The organism is Rhizobium sp. 05N49 (assembly GCF_056396805.1).
This window is the reverse complement of the sequence record NZ_JBFTME010000023.1, coordinates 43,714-62,536: the sequence shown is the minus strand read 5'-3', so window position 1 is coordinate 62,536 and position 18,823 is coordinate 43,714. Positions and strand designations below refer to the sequence as shown.

Annotated in this window: 17 protein-coding genes; 10 read left to right on the top strand and 7 right to left on the bottom strand. The window is 57.3% G+C overall.

Annotation, left to right across the window (positions count from 1 at the left end):
- Positions 1-56 precede the first annotated feature (56 nt).
- Together AC1DF8_RS30745 and AC1DF8_RS30740 are read left to right on the top strand one after the other, a co-directional pair.
- Complete coding sequence (locus AC1DF8_RS30745) at positions 57-989, top strand: VOC family protein (RefSeq protein WP_478156361.1); 933 nt, start codon at positions 57-59, stop codon at positions 987-989.
- A 14-nt stretch (positions 990-1,003) separates the two neighbouring features.
- The gene (locus AC1DF8_RS30740; protein ID WP_478156359.1) at positions 1,004-1,612 is read left to right on the top strand and encodes an alpha/beta hydrolase; all 609 of its coding nucleotides are present in this window, start codon (positions 1,004-1,006) and stop codon (positions 1,610-1,612) included.
- 64 nt (positions 1,613-1,676) lie between these two features.
- Here the strand turns inward: AC1DF8_RS30740 and AC1DF8_RS30735 are convergent, their stop codons facing one another.
- The gene (locus tag AC1DF8_RS30735) at positions 1,677-3,950 is read right to left on the bottom strand and encodes a polysaccharide biosynthesis tyrosine autokinase (RefSeq protein WP_113114338.1); all 2,274 of its coding nucleotides are present in this window, start codon (positions 3,948-3,950) and stop codon (positions 1,677-1,679) included.
- 598 nt (positions 3,951-4,548) lie between these two features.
- On the opposite strand from AC1DF8_RS30735, the gene AC1DF8_RS30730 reads away from it, so the two are divergent.
- On the top strand, positions 4,549-5,382 hold the full coding sequence (locus tag AC1DF8_RS30730) for a metallophosphoesterase family protein (RefSeq protein ID WP_478156357.1): 834 nt from the start codon (positions 4,549-4,551) through the stop codon (positions 5,380-5,382).
- A 14-nt stretch (positions 5,383-5,396) separates the two neighbouring features.
- Here the strand turns inward: AC1DF8_RS30730 and AC1DF8_RS30725 are convergent, their stop codons facing one another.
- The 4 genes from AC1DF8_RS30725 to AC1DF8_RS30710 form a co-directional block, all read right to left on the bottom strand.
- Positions 5,397-6,167 carry a hypothetical protein gene (locus tag AC1DF8_RS30725; protein WP_478156355.1) on the bottom strand — a complete coding sequence of 257 codons (771 nt, stop codon included), beginning with the start codon at positions 6,165-6,167 and terminating at the stop codon, positions 5,397-5,399.
- Between the two features lie 147 nt (positions 6,168-6,314).
- Positions 6,315-6,869 (bottom strand): hypothetical protein, encoded by a 555-nt coding sequence (locus tag AC1DF8_RS30720; protein WP_478156353.1) that lies wholly within the window; start codon positions 6,867-6,869, stop codon positions 6,315-6,317.
- A gap of 219 nt (positions 6,870-7,088) precedes the next feature.
- Positions 7,089-8,300, bottom strand: coding sequence for a polysaccharide biosynthesis/export family protein (locus AC1DF8_RS30715; RefSeq protein WP_478156351.1), 1,212 nt, complete (start codon positions 8,298-8,300; stop codon positions 7,089-7,091).
- A 252-nt stretch (positions 8,301-8,552) separates the two neighbouring features.
- Positions 8,553-9,986, bottom strand: coding sequence for an O-antigen ligase family protein (locus AC1DF8_RS30710; protein ID WP_478156349.1), 1,434 nt, complete (start codon positions 9,984-9,986; stop codon positions 8,553-8,555).
- 326 nt (positions 9,987-10,312) lie between these two features.
- On the opposite strand from AC1DF8_RS30710, the gene AC1DF8_RS30705 reads away from it, so the two are divergent.
- The gene (locus AC1DF8_RS30705; protein ID WP_112545280.1) at positions 10,313-10,906 is read left to right on the top strand and encodes a transglutaminase-like cysteine peptidase; all 594 of its coding nucleotides are present in this window, start codon (positions 10,313-10,315) and stop codon (positions 10,904-10,906) included.
- 96 nt (positions 10,907-11,002) lie between these two features.
- Here AC1DF8_RS30705 and AC1DF8_RS30700 read toward each other — a convergent pair whose 3' ends face one another.
- Positions 11,003-12,049 (bottom strand): substrate-binding domain-containing protein, encoded by a 1,047-nt coding sequence (locus AC1DF8_RS30700; RefSeq protein WP_112545281.1) that lies wholly within the window; start codon positions 12,047-12,049, stop codon positions 11,003-11,005.
- 287 nt (positions 12,050-12,336) lie between these two features.
- On the opposite strand from AC1DF8_RS30700, the gene AC1DF8_RS30695 reads away from it, so the two are divergent.
- From AC1DF8_RS30695 to AC1DF8_RS30670, 6 genes are all read left to right on the top strand, one after another.
- Entirely contained in the window at positions 12,337-13,371 is a 1,035-nt protein-coding gene (locus AC1DF8_RS30695; protein WP_113114331.1) for a Gfo/Idh/MocA family oxidoreductase, read from the top strand.
- An 11-nt stretch (positions 13,372-13,382) separates the two neighbouring features.
- Positions 13,383-14,285 (top strand): sugar phosphate isomerase/epimerase family protein, encoded by a 903-nt coding sequence (locus tag AC1DF8_RS30690; protein ID WP_112545283.1) that lies wholly within the window; start codon positions 13,383-13,385, stop codon positions 14,283-14,285.
- A 65-nt stretch (positions 14,286-14,350) separates the two neighbouring features.
- Entirely contained in the window at positions 14,351-15,583 is a 1,233-nt protein-coding gene (locus tag AC1DF8_RS30685) for an ABC transporter substrate-binding protein (RefSeq protein ID WP_112970280.1), read from the top strand.
- Between the two features lie 99 nt (positions 15,584-15,682).
- Positions 15,683-16,585 carry a carbohydrate ABC transporter permease gene (locus AC1DF8_RS30680; protein ID WP_007823320.1) on the top strand — a complete coding sequence of 301 codons (903 nt, stop codon included), beginning with the start codon at positions 15,683-15,685 and terminating at the stop codon, positions 16,583-16,585.
- On the top strand, positions 16,582-17,409 hold the full coding sequence (locus AC1DF8_RS30675) for a carbohydrate ABC transporter permease (RefSeq protein WP_112545285.1): 828 nt from the start codon (positions 16,582-16,584) through the stop codon (positions 17,407-17,409). The genes AC1DF8_RS30680 and AC1DF8_RS30675 overlap by 4 nt, the downstream gene beginning before the upstream one ends.
- Positions 17,406-18,476 (top strand): ABC transporter ATP-binding protein, encoded by a 1,071-nt coding sequence (locus tag AC1DF8_RS30670; RefSeq protein WP_478156344.1) that lies wholly within the window; start codon positions 17,406-17,408, stop codon positions 18,474-18,476. The genes AC1DF8_RS30675 and AC1DF8_RS30670 overlap by 4 nt, the downstream gene beginning before the upstream one ends.
- 121 nt (positions 18,477-18,597) lie before the next feature.
- On the opposite strand, the gene AC1DF8_RS30665 is transcribed toward AC1DF8_RS30670, so the two are convergent.
- Entirely contained in the window at positions 18,598-18,789 is a 192-nt protein-coding gene (locus tag AC1DF8_RS30665; RefSeq protein ID WP_162710117.1) for a hypothetical protein, read from the bottom strand.
- Positions 18,790-18,823 lie beyond the last annotated feature (34 nt).

Here is an 18,823-nt window from a genome sequence, read left to right as displayed (position 1 = left end):
AAGCTCATCTATGACCCATCGAAAGCCCGCCTGTTGCGGGCAGAAAGAGGTCTCAAATGCTCGATCAAATCAAGGGTCTGCACCACGTTACATCGATGGCCGAGGACGCCCGGACCAACAACCAGTTCTTCACCAATGCGCTGGGCCTGCGCCGCGTCAAGAAGACCGTCAATTTCGACGCTCCCGATGTCTATCACCTCTACTACGGTGACGAGACCGGTTCGCCGGGCACGATCATGACCTATTTCCCGTTCCCGAAGATGGCGCAGGGGCGTCCGGGCACAGGTGAAGTTGGCACCACGGTCTACTCGGTTCCGCAGGGCTCGCTGGGCTTCTGGAGCGATCGCCTGACCAAGCTCAATGTCACTGGCCTGAAGACGGATGAATCCTTTGGTGAGAAACGCCTGAGTTTTGCTGGTCCCGATGGCGACGGCTTCGCACTTGTCGAGGTCAAGGATGACGACCGTGCTCCATGGACGCACGGTGGCGTCAGCGAGGATCATGCCATCAGAGGCTTCCACTCCGTTGCCATGCGGCTGAGAGATGACGGTGCCACGGCCGAACTTCTGAAGTTCATGGGTTATGAAGTTCAGGAAGAACGCGACGGCGTCAAGCGTCTCACCATTCCCGGTGGGAACGGTGCGCATCTCGTCGATCTCGAAACCATGCCCAATATTGCCCGTGCGCTTCCGGGCGCCGGTTCCGTCCACCATGTCGCTTTCGCCGTCGAAAACCGCGAGAAGCAACTCGAAGTGCGCAAGGCGCTGATGGACACGGGCTATCAGGTCACCCCGGTCATCGACCGCGATTACTTCTGGGCAATCTATTTCCGTACGCCTGGCGGCGTACTGTTCGAGATCGCCACCAACGAACCCGGCTTCGACCGCGACGAGGACACGGCTCACCTCGGCGAAGCATTGAAGCTGCCACAGCAGCATGCGCATCTGCGTGCCCTTATCGAGCAGCATCTCCAGCCGCTCGAAGCCTAAGCGGAGACAGAACGATGACGAACAATGGATATGTGCACCGGCTGCATGCCGGTGCACCCGGAAAGCCCATTCTCTTCGTGCTTCACGGGACGGGGGGTGACGAGAATCAGTTCTTCGATTTCGGCAGGCGATTGCTGCCGGAGGCGACGATCGTTTCGCCGCGCGGCGACGTATCCGAGTATGGGGCGGCGCGCTTCTTTAAGCGAACCGGCGAGGGTGTCTACGACATGGCTGACCTCGCTCGGGCGACGGACAAGATGAGTGCTTACGTCCAGGATCTGGCCTCGACGCATGGTGCATCCAGGATTCTCGGACTAGGATTTTCGAATGGCGCCAACATTCTGGCGAACGTGCTTATCGAGAAGGGCCTGTTCGACGCAGCGGCGCTGCTTCATCCGCTTATCCCTTTTCGACCGCGCGCCAATCCCGATCTTGGCGGCCGCAGAATATTGATTACCGCAGGTCAGCGCGATCCGATCTCACCTGTCGCGTTGACCGAAGCGCTCTCCGCCTATTTCGAGAGCCAGAATGCACAGGTGCAGACGGAATGGCATTCGGGAGGCCATGACATCCGCCCCAATGAGATTGAGGCGATCGGCGGCTTCTTTTCGGAACTGACATGAGCAAAAAAATTATGCGGCGAATTTCGCCGCATAATCCATTTCAGGCTCTGCTCGAAATGTGTTCTTACGATTCGTGATAGTAGGCGGAGTAGCGGTTGTAATAATACTCGCCGGAACCATAGGAACGATAAAGCTTCAGCTTTTCCGTATCGACCTTGTTCAGCACCACGCCGATGCACTTCTGCATGAGTTCAGGTTGAACCGCGAAGGTCGTGCGAACGACGCGCCGCGATGTGCGGCCCCATTCGATGACAGCCAGAGAAGCATCGAGCATCGGGCTGATCGCACGGGCGTCGACGACTGGGCCAAGCGGGGGCAGGTCGAGAACGATATAGTCGAAATGTGCCTTCAATTCATCCAGCATGTTGACCATGATGGATGAGGAAAGCAGGTCAGAGGAGTGCGGCACGCGACGCTTGACCACGGCCGGCAGGAAAGCGAGCTTGGTCTTGCTGTCGAGCAGCAGCACGTCCTTCAGTGGCCGGCCTTCCAGCAATGCTTCCAGAATGCCCTGTTCCGCATGACGGCCGATGGCGCGCGTCGCACCCGGATTGCGAAGGTCGGCGTCGATCAGCAGTGTGCGTGAACCTTGCATCGCCAAGAGTTGCGCAAGGTTGATGGCGATGGTCGACTTGCCTTCGCCCGGAAGGCTGGAGATGACGCCGATAACCTTGCTGCGCGAGCTCGGATTTTCCATGTCGACAGCGATTTTGGCGCTGCGCATCGTCTCGGCGAAGGCCGACAGCGGATGATTGACCACGTAATTGGTGATCCCGTTGCCGGTTTGCAGTCCGCGGCCTGCCTCCAGATCGTTGGCGCCGTTGGCGGCTTCTTTCGCATCAACAGCGGGAACATGACCGATATATTCCAGCGACAGGACATCGCGAACCTGATCGCCGGTTCGGAAGAACCGGTCACGGAATTCTCGATAGGCACCGACGCCGCTGCCAAAGACTGCACCAAGCGCAAGTGCAAGAGCAAGGACGAGCGGCTTCTTTGGCGAGCTAGCAGACACAGGTACCTGCGGCCTGGTGATGACGCGCGCTTCCGTGATGGGGAAGGTCTGCTGTTGAGTTGCTTCCTGGAAGCGGGCCAGGAAGGTCTGGTAAAGGTTGCGATACGTATCGGCGGTACGCTCAAGCTCGCGCAGTTGAACCTGGGTTTCTCCCGCAGCAGCCGTTACGCTGGTCGCTTGCGTAACACTGTCCTGAAGAGATTTTTCTCGGCTCTGGGCGACCTGAAGCTCACTCTGATAGCTTTCGGCAATACGATTCAGTTCTTCGAACATCAGCCGCTGGTATTCGGCCATTTCGCCCCGCAAACGAACGGCTTGAATATGATCCGGTCCCAGGCGAGCCGAGATATCGGCCTCGATCTTCGAAGCTTCAAGATACTTTTTGCGCAGGTCGTTGGAAATGGAGTTATCGAGAACGTCGGTTACGATCGCATCCGTGCGCTTGTTGTCGATGATCGATTTGACGCGTTCATATTTCGCCTGGGCTTTTGCCGTTTCGGCCTGGGCCGTAATAAGCTGGGTCGTCAATTCAGAGAGCTGCTGGTCGCTGAGAAGCTGGTATTGTCCGCCGGTGCTGACAAGCCCCTTCGCGGTACGGAACTTCTGGACCGCAAGGTCCGATTCAAGTGCCTTCTGCCGCAGTTCGTCGATGCGTTCCTGCAGCCAGTCGCTCGCGCGGCGCGTCGCCTCGTATTTTGAGTTCAGCTTGTCCACGAGGTAGGCGTCAGCGATTGCGCCCGCAATTTTTGCTGCGAGATCCGGCGACGTCGAGGTGTAGCTTACGGACAGAGCGTATGTGCGTCCCACGCGCTCGACATCCATATTGGAAACGATCTTGTCAGATGCCGCCCGTCGCTTGGCGTCCAGATCATCGGCGTCGACATCCGCGCTCGCAAACCATTTGCGGAAATTGAGCATCGAACGAAGCATGGCGATTGGCGAGGTGTCCGGCGAGGTAAAGGCCGGATTGTCCAGCAACTTTAGCTTGTCTATGACGGCCAGGCTGATCGTGTCGGACTTGAACAGCTCGACTTCGCTTAATACCGATGCGTCATCCTCTACGGGAACGCCGGCATTGGAAAGTTGGCTCAGGAGCTCGCTGTTGCCACGGTCAATGAGTACGCTCGTCGCTGCAGTATATTTTGGAACTGCGGTGACGATGTAAACAATCCCTAATACAAGGAAGGCAATTGCTGCAATCGCAACCGGTCGCCATTGACGTCCGGCGATTGCGATCAGCTTTTCAACGTCGATAGTGTCTCTTGACTCAGAGTGTTCCCACTCTTCGTTTGCGTATGCCGGGACCTTATCTGGCGAAAGCAATCCGAGACCTCCATTAAGTTGCGTCATATTTAGGTAAAGGGTCTGTAGGTGCGCTTAATCAAATGCTTCGAGGAAGCCAAGCGAAAGTGGGCGCACGCTACATGAACGAGTGGCGTCAATCAATGTTTAAGCTCAAGCCGGGACAAAGCGCCCCGGCATCGATACCGTCAATCTGCATCAGGCCGCATTGACGCCATATTTGCGCTGCGGTGATTTTCACTGACTATCTTAGCATCCGGCAACGCCGCTGTGACACCCCAACCTTTATGAAATTTATGAGAGGAATTTAGCTTTTTCTCACTCTCTGGCTCTAGATTAGGTGTGTATTGATGAGTGAAAAGCGCTCCGATGTCAACGGAATCCATTAATTCTTAACGATTCGTAAGAAAATCTTTGGAGCTATCGAGCTTATGTTCGAGATAAAAATGGATGTATGGCGGCTTAATCCGTGGTGTTTATTGAATTATGCTTCCGTTATTGGTGGGTATATTTTTAATTATTTGTTAATGCGTGCCAGAAGTTCGCGGAAGGTGCGGGGCTGTCTTATGCGCGCGAGCTGCGGCTGAGCGCACTACAGGGCCTCGAGGATCAAAATAGAATGTCGAACTCTCATGTGAAGCGCCATCAAAGCTTTATAAGCCCAACTTTGTTTGGGGTGTTTCAGAAGCTCATGGGCAAAGGCAAGCCGCTGCCTCTGGTGCGCGAGCAGGCTCGACAAAGGCTCCATTTCGAGCCGGCTGATTTTTCTGCCATTTACGCTATCGGTGACATACACGGCTGTCACGGCAAGCTTCTTGAGGCCAAGCAGAAGATAATCGAAGATTTTTCGAGGTATACGGGAACGGCATTGATAGTCATGCTTGGGGATTACGTAGATCGTGGCGTGTCCTCTAAAGATGTCCTTGAGCACCTCGGCAGGCCAACACCACCCAACATAAAGCAAGTCGCCTTATGCGGTAATCACGACGACGCGTTTCTTCAATTGCTTGAGGAGCCGGACCTGCTTCGGAGCTGGTATCGCTTCGCCGGCTCGGAAACCCTGAAATCATACGGGATCGATGTCGGCTATTTGCTGAAGCATGGCAGCAATGGGGCAGCGGAGCGCGCAATAAATGATGCGGTTCCGGCTCACCATAAAAAATTATTAGCCGAGATGCCGTCGATGCTCACCGTGGGTGATATCGTTTTCGTGCATGCCGGGATCAGGCCGGGTATCGCTCTCTCTGAGCAGAGGGACAGTGATTTAATGTGGATTCGTGAGCCCTTTCTGACACGAGGTCCGGAACTGCCCTTGCTGGTAGTGCATGGTCACACGCCGGTCGCTCGACCGTTTTTTGGCAATGGCCGGATCGCTATCGACACCGGCGCATTCGCCACTAGCAGGCTGACAGTGCTGCGCATCGTGAACCGCCAAGCTGTCGTGCTAAGCTGAAGCGACCGTTTGCCTTACGGCAATTTGTCAGGATCGAAGCCGAACCAGGTGAGTGAACCCTTCTTGTTGGCCGGCAATTCGACAACGGCCTGCTTGACGTAGGGCAGGAGGGCGGGGCTGATTGCAGTCAATGCCGGTGCGACTTTCCGCGAATCCCCAAGTTTTAAGAGAAGGCTGACGTCGCTCTCGACCGTGGTTCGAGCATTTTCAAGCGTCGTTATGTTCAGATGGTTCCAAAAGTAGAATCGGGCGAGAAGGGCAAGCTCGTCCGAAGGAGCGAGCCGTGCTGACATCGTCATCAACCGGGAAATTGCTTTCGGCTCCTGAGCGATTACGGCACGAACGATCGCAAGCCTGAGCCAAAGATTGCTATCGCTCGGCGTGCAAGAGACGGCATGGCGCATGTAGCGTTCGGCGTCGTCTGCAGCCTTGGCCCAGGCTTCGTAACCCGTGATCTCGTTGGCTGTATCCAGTCTATTCAGCACGAGTGTCGTGCCTGCCATGACGATATCCGAGCGGCAATAGTCGCCGGAGACGATCGTGTCGGTGTCGGCTGCCGTCCTCGCCAGCGTTTCAGGGCTGATCTGTCCGGATTGTTCAAGTCTCTCGGCGACAAGAAAGATATCGGCAAAGCGTGCCGACTGCCTGATATCGGCTATGGCGAAGGCCAGTAGCGCAATGACTGTCAGGCTAAAAAGGACGGATAGGGGAGAGGGAACTGACAGCGCAACCCGGGCCGTGGCCCTTCGCCGCGTTTGTCCGCTTGCCTTGGCGCGCTGAGACATGTCCTACCGGTCCGACCTGCTGCAGGAACGATCGGCTCCACTGCCGGCAACGACTCGCGCGATATAGGAGCTTTTCTTTAAATGTTGAAAGGAGAGGAGAGGCCGGACGGCCTCTCTAGATAGAATTACGCGAATTTTGAAAGCGGATTAAATGCTGCCGCTAACAGAGTTGTTGATGATGATCGTAAAATTGCCGCCACCTGAAGCGCCCGTCCGGAGCGAACCCACTCCTGAAGCGTTGGTCTGAAGCGAGCCTCCGCCCTGCGCGGCGCCGCCACCATCTGTGCCATCAGCCGGTCCACCCAAGCCTGACGCACCAGGGCCGCTAATGTCGCCGCCACCCGCAGGGCCTGCGCCCACGCCGCCGAGTGCTGCAACAGCGGTCTGGTTGGTCAGCGAAGCTTCAAATGCTGTGCGGAAGCTACCAAGCGCAGGGTTGCTGACGATTGCTGCTGCCACGGCTGCCGCAATCTCGTCGGCAAGATCGGAGTGCTGCGGACGGCAAACGTTGACGGCACGCCCAAGGCCGGCGCCGATAGCTGCTCTCTGAGCATCGGTTGTTGCAGGATTGGCTGCCAGCGTCAGCAGCATTGCCGTGACGTTCGTTTCGGTTGCCGCAAGATCGCGAACCGAGCCAGTAAGCACGGTATCGGACGGATTGCCCGTGAGAATGCTGGCTGGCGTTGCATTAAAGGCGTCCATCTGAGAGCCGCTTGCCGCGCCCGGGCCTGAAAAGCAGTTGCCTGCAAAGGACGACGTCGCAAGGCAAAGAGTGCCGAATGCGAATACAGCCGTACCTTTCAATATATTTTTCCCTGCCCTTACCATTCCAGCCTCCAAAAGATATCGGCGCTTATAACATAAACTCCGATGAGCACCAGTCCGTTCAATGTCAGGCGCTCGAAGTATCGTTTAATATATTTAATCCCCAAGATCTTGGATTGCATCGCGGGTATCGAGAGCATCGTTAGAAACGCCTCTGACCGTAGATGTAACCGAGTTCAGGATGTCCAGGAACTTCACGAGTTCGACAGTCTTGGCGTTGGAGACGTACAGGACGTCCTTGTCGGCCATGCGGAACTCCTGAACCGCGAACAGGGTCGCCGGATCACGCAAGTTTGCCCGGAAAATCACCGGCACCTCGTTGCCCTTGAAACGGCTGGTGTCGATGCTCAGGCGCTGCAGAGTGCTGCGGTCGACCTTGCGATAAACCACGACTTCGCGCGGATCGGCGCGGCTGTCGAGGAGTCCGCCGGCCTTTGCCATGGCTTCGCCAAGGGTCAGGTTCGAATCCTCGAAGTCGATGCGGTTGTTGGTGCCGGAGGCGCCAAGAGCGATGAATGTACGGCGCTCATGCTCGACCGAGACCGTGTCGCCCGGCGCGAGATAGATGTTTTCGGCCGGGTTCTTCAGCAGAGTTTCGTAAGCGACAGTCGCCGTCTTGCCACGACGCTGCAGCGTCACGTTTGTCTCGATATTCGGAGTCGTGAGACCGCCAGCCTCGGAAATCGCATCCAGGATGCGATCGCCGGCCGGCGAAAGAACGATCTTTTGCGGGTCGTTGACGTCACCGACGACGGCTACTTCGGAGGAACGGCTGGTCGTGGTCGTGAGAACGACCTGCGGCTCGATAGCACGGCTCGCCAGCTTATCCTCAATATCTTGTTCAACTTCTTCCTTCATGCGGCCAGCAGCAGGAACGCGGCCTGCATAAGGAATGCTGATGGTGCCAGACTTGTCGATGGTCTGCTGAGGCAACGTGATGTAGTTGCCCGGGCGGCTGCCCGCGTCGGATGGGATGAAAAGACCGCCCGACTGAGCTTCAAAAATTGAAACCTGCACGACATCACCGAAGCCGAGCGGGATGTCCGGAGCGCCGCCTCGGCCACCGCTGAATCCGGTCCGCAGAGAGCTGGACGGAATCTTATCGAAATAGGGCAGGATTCCCTTGTTGAGATCGATCAGAACGTAGTCGATTCCAACCTTGCGCTCGGGTGTTGTGACCTTAATTGCTGCATCGCGGTCGATATCCTTGTGGTCCGGACCGGACCTAGGGAGAGAAGTGCAGCTGGAAAGCGCGATCAGCATCGATACAATGATGCTGCCGCGTCGAGTTACAGGAATGCCCATCATGACCCTACTTGGTAATAGCACTAACACCGTCTAGCCCGGTGGCAACTTAAATGACAAGTAAATATCCGACTCTGTCAGATACTGCATACCTAACAGAAGGTTATTGTGGCAATAGGGCAACATGGATTGTTCCAATTATGGTAAATTAGCGAGAGTTGATGCGTTAAGATTCTGTGGTAATTCGCATGCAACTCAAACGAATATTATGATCTTCTTTAGTGGCGATTTTATGTGTCGTCAGCCTTTAAATCGTCATATTTCGAGGATCTCCGCGGGGCGCTCGATTCTCATGCCGGATGGCAGCTCCTTCTTGTTTTCACTGACCCTTTCTTCGCGCCCGCAGCAAATTGAGATAATCGTCGCGAGAAATGCGGTGAAGAATACGGCAAAACCGGGTATCTGGATCGAAAAATCGACGGCGGAATGAACCGCTGTCAACAAGGTGCCTGCGCAACCCAAAATTGAGTAGTGCCTCAGCCGACGGCGGTCCTGATAACCACTCCAGAAGGCGCGCATGAGCACGAAAAAGATCAGGCAGGCGACGACAGGGAATATTATCCCCAGTGTCAGAAAGCCCTCGAGGTAGGAGCTGTGTGCCCTGTCCACAATGCCGCCAATTCCGCAATCAGGCGTTCGATAGACTGGAAAAACGGTGCGGAATGTGCCGAATCCGGTTCCCTGCAGCCAGTTCTGAGAGAGGGCGTGTATCGTATCGGACCAGACGCAGAAGCGATCGTCATCAGCGCCTCGCTGGTCTGCACGCAGGATGGCTCGGCCGCCGAATATCGCCGCGAAAACGAGAACAAGGGCGACCGCTCCGGCTGCCGTCAACCATTTTCCGGTCGCCGCGGCGCCCGCCTGAGGATGCCGCCTGGAGCGTCTGCTTTTCCACTGACCGGCGAGATAGGGGAGGTAAATGATCGAGCCTAGGCCTGTGGCAAACAGTCCGGCACGGGATTGAGTGAGCATGAGCGCGGTCAGGCAGGAAAGGCCAAGGCCGGCGAAAAGCCAGAAACGCAGGCCCTCGTTGGATCCGCCTGGTTGCGCGGATGAAAAGCCGAAATAGGCGCGGCCGTTTTCCGAGGCAAATGTCGCCAGCATCAGAAAACTCAGCCCCAGGAAGGTCGCTGCCGTGTTGCGGTTGACGAAGACTGCAGTGAGGCTGTCGAGATAATAGCGCTTGTTTTCGGTCAGCAGCATCTTCGGAAAGAGCAGGAACTGGCCAAGTCCGAAGAGTGAAACCAAACCTGCTCCAACGGCGAGTGCGATCAGAATACGCCGCGCTCGCCTGTCCGTATCGGCGATGATGAGGCCAGTCAAAAAAGTCATGCCGGGTAGCGCTATATAGAGAAGCGAGGCGAGGGTGTCTGCCGGCGCGACCGATATCGTATCTCTTGAGGCGCCAGCGAGCCCGTCGGCATCCTTCCAGATCGGATTGACGAGGGATGGCCAGGGGATGCGGACGGTCTGGATAACGATCCAGGCCGAGGTGATGATCAGGAGAAGCAGCGCCGAGACGAAGACCCAGCGAGCACGTCGGGGCTCACCGAAAAGCAATAGCGCCGCAAGACCCAGAGTGAACATGCAGATTGCGATGGCTGCGAACGGCTTTGCATCGACCAGGCCGAACGGAATGACCGCAGCCAGCACCACCGCGCTGTAGAGGCCGGCAAGTATGGTCTTCAATCTATCCGTCACAGACACGGCCAAACTTTGAGAGGTCGGCCGCCCCTCCGGCGCCGCTGTTTTTGTCTCTGCAAGAATTGTGCGACTTTTGCAACCCCGCACGAATCCGGTGCGACAATCGTACCAGAATTGGCCGCCACATTCGGTTGCTTCGGAAAAAAGATAGTTCGCTAAAATTGTCCAGAACGATTTAAACGGATCGAGAGCCCTGCCTCCGTATGTTCCCGTCGTTGGCTGAAGCTGGATAGAGCTTCGACCAATGGAAGCCGGATTTCAACCGGCATGGACATTCGACCGCAATGCGGTCGTCGAAACGGGGTAAGAAAATGTTTAAGCACGCGCTGGTTACTGCGGTGACGCTTGCATCTCTGTTTGCGGTTCAGACCGCGCAGGCCGCCGGTCCTGCCGGTATTGCCCGCGGATTGAAGGCCGCGCCGGCATTCAGCTATATTTCCGAAAAGCGCCGGACTACGGCACCTTTCGCCCATGTGATGTTCTGTGCGCAAAACCCCAGTGAATGCGAGGCACGCGGTGGAGCTTCGGAAATTTCGCTGAATGAATTCGCGAACAAGCAGCTTCGATCGGTCAATGCCTCGGTCAACCGTTCGATCCGCCCGGTGAACGACAGCCAGGATCAGGGCGATGTCTGGCAGGTGAATGTGAAATCGGGTGACTGCGAGGATTTCGCGCTGACGAAGCGTGATCATCTTATTGCCATGGGCTGGTCGCCGAAGGCACTGCGGATTGCGGTGACCAAGACGCCTTACGGCGAAGGTCACGCGGTTCTGGTCGTCAAGACCGATCACGGCGATCTTGTGCTCGACAACCGCACGAATGCAATCAAGGGCTGGAAGGATACGGATCTTCGCTGGCTGATGATCCAGTCAGGCGATAACCCCCGCGTATGGTACGAACTCTGATTGGATCTGCCGCACCGTAAAACCAGCCGGACAGACGGTTCTTAGCCGAGCCGTTGGTTTCGTATCAGGAACATGGATGGCGTGACGCCCATTGCGTCACGTTCTGGGCTCCATCAAAAAGGCGTCACTTTCCGCGGGCACAAGTTCCAGCGGCCAGATGCGGTTACGCACTCCATTGCTGTAGGTTTCCGAATAGGCAGGCATTCCCGCAAGCAAGGTTTCGGCAAGTGCCGCACCGAGGTCAGGCAGCGACATGCGGAAGCAGGTGAGTGTCGGCTGCAGGAATCTGGCGCGGGGTTCCTCGCGGAAGCCGATAACAGCGAGATCGCGGCCGGGGACAATGCCGGCTTCGACAAGGCGGCGGTAGAGGCCGATCGCCATCAGTTCGTAGATCAAAATGATCGCTGTGGGCTTGTCCTCGATCCGCAACAGTTCGTCGCCGGCTTGATACCCGCCCTGTTCACTGGACTTCACGCGGATCACCAGCTTCGGATCATAGGCGATACCATGCTTCTCCAGGGCCTTCCGGTAGGCATCGACAAAGATATAGCCGAGATTGATCTCCCCTGACGGTGCGGCAATCGCAATGCGGCGATGCCCCTTGCCGACGAGCCGGTCGACGGCACAGGTCGCAACACCTTCGAAATCAAGGTCGATCCAGGTGAAGTTGCCGCCGCCGGAAGAGCTGCGACCAAGCGCGACGAAGGGGATCTTCGCCTTGACGAGCAAATCGATGCGTTTGTCGATGCGTTGAGTTGCGGAGATGATCATGGCATCGACGACACGGCGCGCCACCATACGCTTCAGATACTCGTAGGGATCCTCGTCGCTGGGGCAGGGCAACATGACGAGATCGAGTTTATGCCGCGACAACACGCTTTGGAGCCCGCCGGTGACGCCGAGGAAGAAGTTGTCGCTGTTTTCGACCGTCTCCTTGCTGGATTCAATCATCAGGCCGATGACGTTGGTCGTTCCCTGACGAAGGCTGCGGCCGGATTGATTGGCCACGTAACCGAATTCTTCGGCGGCGGCCAGCACGCGCTTGCGGGTCTCCTCGTTGACATCGGCCTTGCCGTTCAGCGCACGCGAAACCGTCCCGATCGATATATCGAGATGTTCGGCGAGCTGGCGGATACCCTTCATCTGCAAACTTTCTTCCGGTAGGCGGATCCTCTGATCTTATTGCCATGGGAAAACGTTTACGGAAAGCATTTGCCGTGACGGCGGACTGTATTTTTGCGCGGTCCGAAAAAAAATTTGTTGCTGCATTGCCGAAGCTTTTGCCTAAGCGCCCGTTCGCATTGTGATTTTCCGCAGCAATCAGACAAACCGTGCCGGCATTGACAGCAGCAAACGTTTCCGCTTAGTATCGTAAACGTTTACGGAAGGCGTTTCGGGAGGAAATCTGAAGCGCACCGCTGGAGGAAATCGTGAAATTGAATGCCATTCTGTGCGGGTGCGGAGCTATGTCCAAAGGCTGGCTGCGTGCTATCAAGGAAACGCCCGACCTTGCCGAGGCAATCCAAGTCGTCGGCCTGGTCGACGTCAATCCGGCTGCCGCTGAGAAGCTCGCCGAGGAATTCGGCTTGAGCGCGGCTCGCATAGGCACCGATCTCGCCGCCGTCATCGCCGAAACCAAAGCAGACATCGTTTTCGATGTCGTTATACCGACCGCGCGTTTCAACGTCGTCTCGACCGCCATGAAGGCCGGTTGCCATGTGCTGAGTGAAAAGCCGATGGCGACCTCGCTTGCTGAAGGTGCAGCACTCATCGACCTTGCCGCCGAGACCGGCAAGATCCATGCGATCATTCAGAACCGCCGTTTCATATCCGGTGTGCGCCGCCTGCGTCGCTTCGTCGAGAGCGGGGCGATCGGCGAGTTGACCGGCATTCATTGTGACTTCTTCATCGCCCCGCATTTCGGTGGCTTCCGCGAAGAGATGGACAATGTCCTGTTGCTGGACATGGCGATCCACACTTTCGATGCTGCACGCTATGTGGCCGGCAAAAAGCCGCTCGCCGTCTATTGCGTTGAGCGTAATCCCAGAGGGTCCTGGTATCGCCATGGTGCCTCGGCCAATGCCACTTTCGAATTCTCCGACGATGTCGTCTTCACCTATCGCGGCTCCTGGTGTGCGGAGGGTGAGCGCACGAGCTGGGAAAGCCAGTGGCGGATCGTCGGCTCCAGGGGCATGCTGACCTGGGATGGCGAGGACGGATTTAAGGCGGCTACTTCCGGCAATGAGACGGGCCTGCTTCACGGCTTTTCGCCTGTGGAGGTTCCCGCACCCGAGCGCGAGGAAGAAACGCATGGCCATGCCAGCGTGATCGCCAGCTTCGTCGAGGCGATCCGCACCGGCAAGCGGCCGGAGACGGCCAGTTCCGACAATATCAGAAGCCTCGCCATGGTTTTCGGTGCGATCGAAAGCGCCAAGACCGGACGTCGCGTCGAAATTTCAGCATAAGGATAGATGACGTGAGCAACCCCGCCAAAGCCATTCGTATCGGTACCATGGTCAGCGCCTCCAAGGGCGGCGCCGACAAGCGCATTGCCCAGATCGCCGATATGGGTTTCGAAAGCTTCGAGCCTTTTTTCTGGCAGACCACCAATGGCCAGGATCTCGCCGAACTCGGCAAGCGTAGCGTCGACGCAATCGGTGATCGCGACATCACCATTTCGACGCTCGGCATGTTCGGCAATCCGCTTGAGGAGACCGATATCGACCTGCAGACGCTGCAGGGCTGGAAGGATTGCATCGATAACGCCCATCACTTCGGCGCCACCTGCGTTGCCGGTTTTACCGGCCGCATCCGCAACAAGCCGCTGACCGAAAGTCTGCCGCGCTACAAGCAGATCTGGAGCGAGCTCGCCAAGCGCGCTGCCGACAAGGGCATCAAGATCGCTTTCGAAAATTGCGCCATGGACGGCAACTGGGCGACCGGCGACTGGAACATTGCCCACAACCCCGATGCCTGGGAACTGATCTTCAACGAGACGCCCGACGACAATATCGGCCTCGAATGGGAGCCGTGCCATCAGATGGTCTATCTGATCGAGCCGCTGCCGCAGATCCGCAAGTGGGCGAGCAAGATCTTCCACGTCCACGGCAAGGATGCGACCATCCGCTGGGATGTGATCAAGGAACACGGCATTTTCGGCAAGGAGAAGTTCGTCTTCATGCGCACGCCGGGCTTCGGCGACAGCAACTGGACAGACATCATTTCCGAGCTGCGGCTCGCCGGCTGGTCCGGTTCCATCGATATCGAAGGCTGGCATGACCCGGTCTATCGTGATGCGCTCGAAATGACCGGTCAGGTCTATGCGCTCAATCATCTGAAACATGCCCGGGGCGGCGATTTCGTCATCGATCCGGTGTGAGGAAACATGGCCGGCACGGAGGACATGCCGGCCATTTCAAGGGATAACCACAAAGGAGGAGAACTATGGCTATCCGCAAATTTGCAGTTCTGGGTGCGCTGGCGCTTGCTGGCGTTTCGCTCTTCGGTCTTTCCGCCAAGGCGGAAGACGTCAAGCTAACTCTGTGGTCGCTCGACAAGGACATCCAGCCGGCGCCGAACCTGGTCAAGGAATTCAATGACCAGCACAATGGCATTACCATCGAATATCGCCTGATCCAGTTCGATGACGTCGTTACCGAAGCGATGCGCGCCTATGCTACCGGCCAGGCTCCCGACATCATCGCCGTCGACAATCCCGAGCACGCGCTATTTTCATCGCGCGGCGCCTTCCTTGATCTGACCGATATGATCAAGAATTCCAAGGTCATCAAGCCCGAAAACTACTTCCCCGGACCGCTGAAGTCGGTCGAGTGGGACGGCAAATATTTCGGTGTGCCGAAGGCAACGAACACGATCGCGCTTTACTACAACAAGGACATGTTCAAGGCGAAAGGCCTTGATCCGAACAAGCCGCCGCAGACCTGGGACGAACTTGTCGAAGATGCCCGCAAGCTGACGGATCCGGCTAAGAACGTCTATGGTCTCGCCTTCTCGGCCAAGGCCAATGAGGAAGGCACCTTCCAGTTCCTGCCCTGGGCGCAGATGGGCGGCGGCAGTTATGAACACATCAATTCCGACGGTGCGGTCAAGGCGCTTGAAGTCTGGAAGACGATCATGGACGAGAAGCTTGCTTCTCCGGATACGCTGACCCGTGGCCAGTGGGATTCGACCGGCACTTTCAATTCCGGCAACGCTGCCATGGCGATTTCCGGTCCGTGGGAGCTGGACCGTATGACGAAGGAAGCCAAGTTCGACTGGGGTGTCACTCTGCTGCCGGTCCCGAAAGAAGGTGCTGAGCGTTCCTCGGCCATGGGCGACTTCAACTGGGCGGTTTTCTCGACGAGCAAACATCCGGCTGAAGCCTTCAAGGCGCTCGAATATTTCGCGTCGCAGGACGACAAGATGTTCAAGAACTTCGGCCAGCTTCCGGCCCGTTCCGATATCTCGATCCCCGAGACCGGCCAGCCGTTGAAGGATGCTGCCCTCAAGGTCTTCCTCGAACAGCTGAAATACGCCAAGCCGCGCGGCCCGCATCCGCAGTGGCCGAAGATTTCCAAGGCGATCCAGGACGCCATTCAGGCCGCACTCACCGGCCAGATGAGCCCGAAGGACGCGCTTGATCAGGCTGCCGACAAGATCAAGGCAGTGCTCGGCTAACTATCACCGGATGGCCACCGGCCATCCATCTTTTCCTCCCGGCAGGGGCTGTCTCCCGCGAAAGCGTCGGGCAGCCCCGTTCGGAGCAATGGAGGACCCATGAGAAGGATCCTTTCCAGCGTCAGGGATGGCCGCGGTTTCGATATCGTGCTCGTCGCCTTTCCGCTCGGCTTTCTGTTCCTGATGGCAGGCCTGCCGCTCATCTACAATGTGGTGATGAGCTTTCAGGAGGTTGACATGTTCAGCCTCGGTACCTTCTCTCGCCCCTGGGTGGGTTTCAAGAATTACGTGGACCTCTTTGCACAGCCTGAAACGCTGCCGATCCTCTACAATACGGCGATCTTCGTCGTCGGTTCGATCGCCGGCCAGTTCTTGATAGGCTTCGGTCTGGCACTGTTCTTCTGGGTCAATTTCCCAGGCGCCTCCTGGCTGCGCGGCCTCTTTCTTGTCTCCTGGGTCATGCCTGGCCTCGTCGTTGGTGCGATCTGGAACTGGATCCTGTCAGGTGATTTCGGTGTGCTGAACTTCATCCTGAAGGAAAGCGGCATCATCTCCGGCAACATCTTCTGGCGCTCGGACCCGCACTATTCGCTCTACGCCGTCATCATCGCCAATATCTGGCTCGGCACATCCTTCAACATGATTCTGCTGTCCGTCGGTCTCTCCGGGATCCCGGGTGATCTCTATGAGGCCGCCGAACTTGACGGCGCCACGGCCTGGCAGCGCTTCTGGACGATCACGCTGCCGATGATGCGCTCGACGATTGGCGCCATCATTGCGCTCGGGCTGATCTTCACGCTGCAGCAGTTCGACCTCTTTGCCGCCATCACTTCAGGCGGACCAAACAACTCCTCCAACGTCACGCAATACTGGGCCTGGGATTTGTCTTTCCGCCAATACGATTTCGCCAAAGGCGCGACCATTTCCGTCATCATGATCGTCTTCGTGATGTTCGCCTCTGTCGTCTACGTGCGCTCAACCCGCCATGAGGTGCGCGGATGAGCGAGACTGCACGCAATCGATTGATGCTCGTGATCGCCATCATCATGGCGGCGATCTATCTTTTCCCGCTCTATTGGATGTACATCACGGCGCTGAAAAGCGGCTCGGAGATGTTCGCCACACCCCCGAGCTTCTGGCCGGCCTCGCCGCAATGGAGCACCTATACCTATGTCTGGGAAAGCCGGAACATGGGGCTCTATCTCTGGAACTCGTTGGTGATCGCGATTGGCGCTGTCGTTATCATCACGGTGCTCGGCGTTGGCTGCGCCTATGTGCTGGCGCGCTACCGCAACATCTGGGTGGATATCGGCCTCTTTCTTATTCTCATGCTGCAGGTTCTGCCGGCTTCGCTGATGATCACGCCGATCTTTGTCGGTTTCTCGCAGATCGGCATGCTGAATTATCCGCGGCTTGCCGTCATCATCGCCATTGCCGCAAAAAGCATGCCGTTCTTCGTCGTGCTGGTGCGCGCCACCTTTATGGCGGTCCCGATGGAGCTCGAAGAGGCGGCGCTCGTCGACGGCAATTCGCGTGTCGGCGCCTTCTTCAATATCGTGCTGCCGCTTGCCCGCAACGGCATTTTGGTCAGCGCTATCCTCATCTTCATGCAGGCCTTCGGCGAGTTCGTCTATTCCAAGTCGATGATCCAGGCCGCCGAGCTTCAGCCGGCAAGCGTCGGGCTCAATTCCTTCATGGGGCCGAATACCAATGAATGGAACAACATCATGGCCTACGCCACGATGTATGTGACGCCGATCCTTGCCATCTTCGTTCTCTTGCAGCGCCGCATCGTGTCCGGCCTCACTTCGGGAGCCCTCAAATGACCCCACAGATCGAGCTTGCCGGCGTCAACAAATATTACGGCGCCTTCCATGCCTTGAAGAATATCGACCTTTCCATCGCCAAGGGCACCTTCGTCGCACTCGTTGGCCCTTCCGGCTGCGGCAAGTCGACCCTGCTGCGTTCGCTCGCCGGACTGGAGACCATTTCCGATGGCAGCCTGAAGATTGCCGGCGAGATGATGAACGGGGTGCCGCCGCGTAAACGCGATGTTGCCATGGTATTCCAGTCCTACGCGCTTTACCCGCATATGACCGTTGAGGAAAACCTCACTTACAGCCTGCGCATGCGTGGTGTTGCAAAGGCGGAGGCGAAGAAGGCGGCCGAGGAGGTCGCTGCCACCACAGGCCTTTCGCATCTGCTGAAGCGCTATCCGCGTGAGCTTTCCGGCGGTCAGCGCCAGCGCGTTGCCATGAGCCGTGCCATCATCCGCCACCCGAAGGCATTCCTTTTCGACGAACCCCTGTCGAACCTCGATGCAGCGCTGCGCGTCCATATGCGCAAGGAGATCCGCGCGCTGCACGATCGTCTGCACGCGACCTCAGTCTACGTAACGCATGACCAGATCGAAGCGATGACCATGGCCGATCACGTCGTCGTCATGCGCGACGGCATCATCGAGCAACAGGGCCGTCCGCTTGATCTCTATGACCGGCCTGCCAACAAATTCGTCGCAGGTTTCATTGGTTCACCTGCGATGAACTTCATTCCGGCCGTGGCCGGCGAGGATGGAAAAAGCCTGACGCTCGATCTCGGCTCGGTCAGGCAGCAGATTGCCATCGATCATAAGATCCAGCCGGGCCGAAAGGTCACCGCCGGCATCCGGCCTGAGCATATCGGCATCACCAATCAGGGGCAGGGGAGCTTTGACGTGCCGGTCGCGGTCGTTGAATCCACGGGTTCATCGACCTTTATCACCGCGGCTACGACACCCGAAATGACGATCGTCGAAACGGGCAGGGGATCGGTTCAGCCGGGCCAGACGATCGGCGTCACTGTCGATCCGGTACAGGTGCATCTCTTTGATGAGACGAGCGGCATCAGAATTTGATGTCGCATTTAAGTCAGGTCCCCGCAGCTATCCACTGCGGGATCCTGCTTGGCCATGATTTATCAGCGACAAATCTGAATGCTCTCGGCGGCCATGTGCGTCGGCCGAGCCATCGCTATGCTTATTGAGCGAGCGAAGCCGTCGCGGCCTTCTTGGCTGCAACTTCCGTATCATGCGGTCGTTCGCTGGAGTTTGCCCATACAGCCACAGCAAGTCCTGCAACGATGAAATAGGGCAGTTTACTTGAAAGCTTCAGCTTGCCGGAAACGGCATTGCCGCGGGTGCATTCAAAGCCGGACATTTCTGGGGTCATCAGTACCTGTCTCGTGTGAATATCACGTCGCATA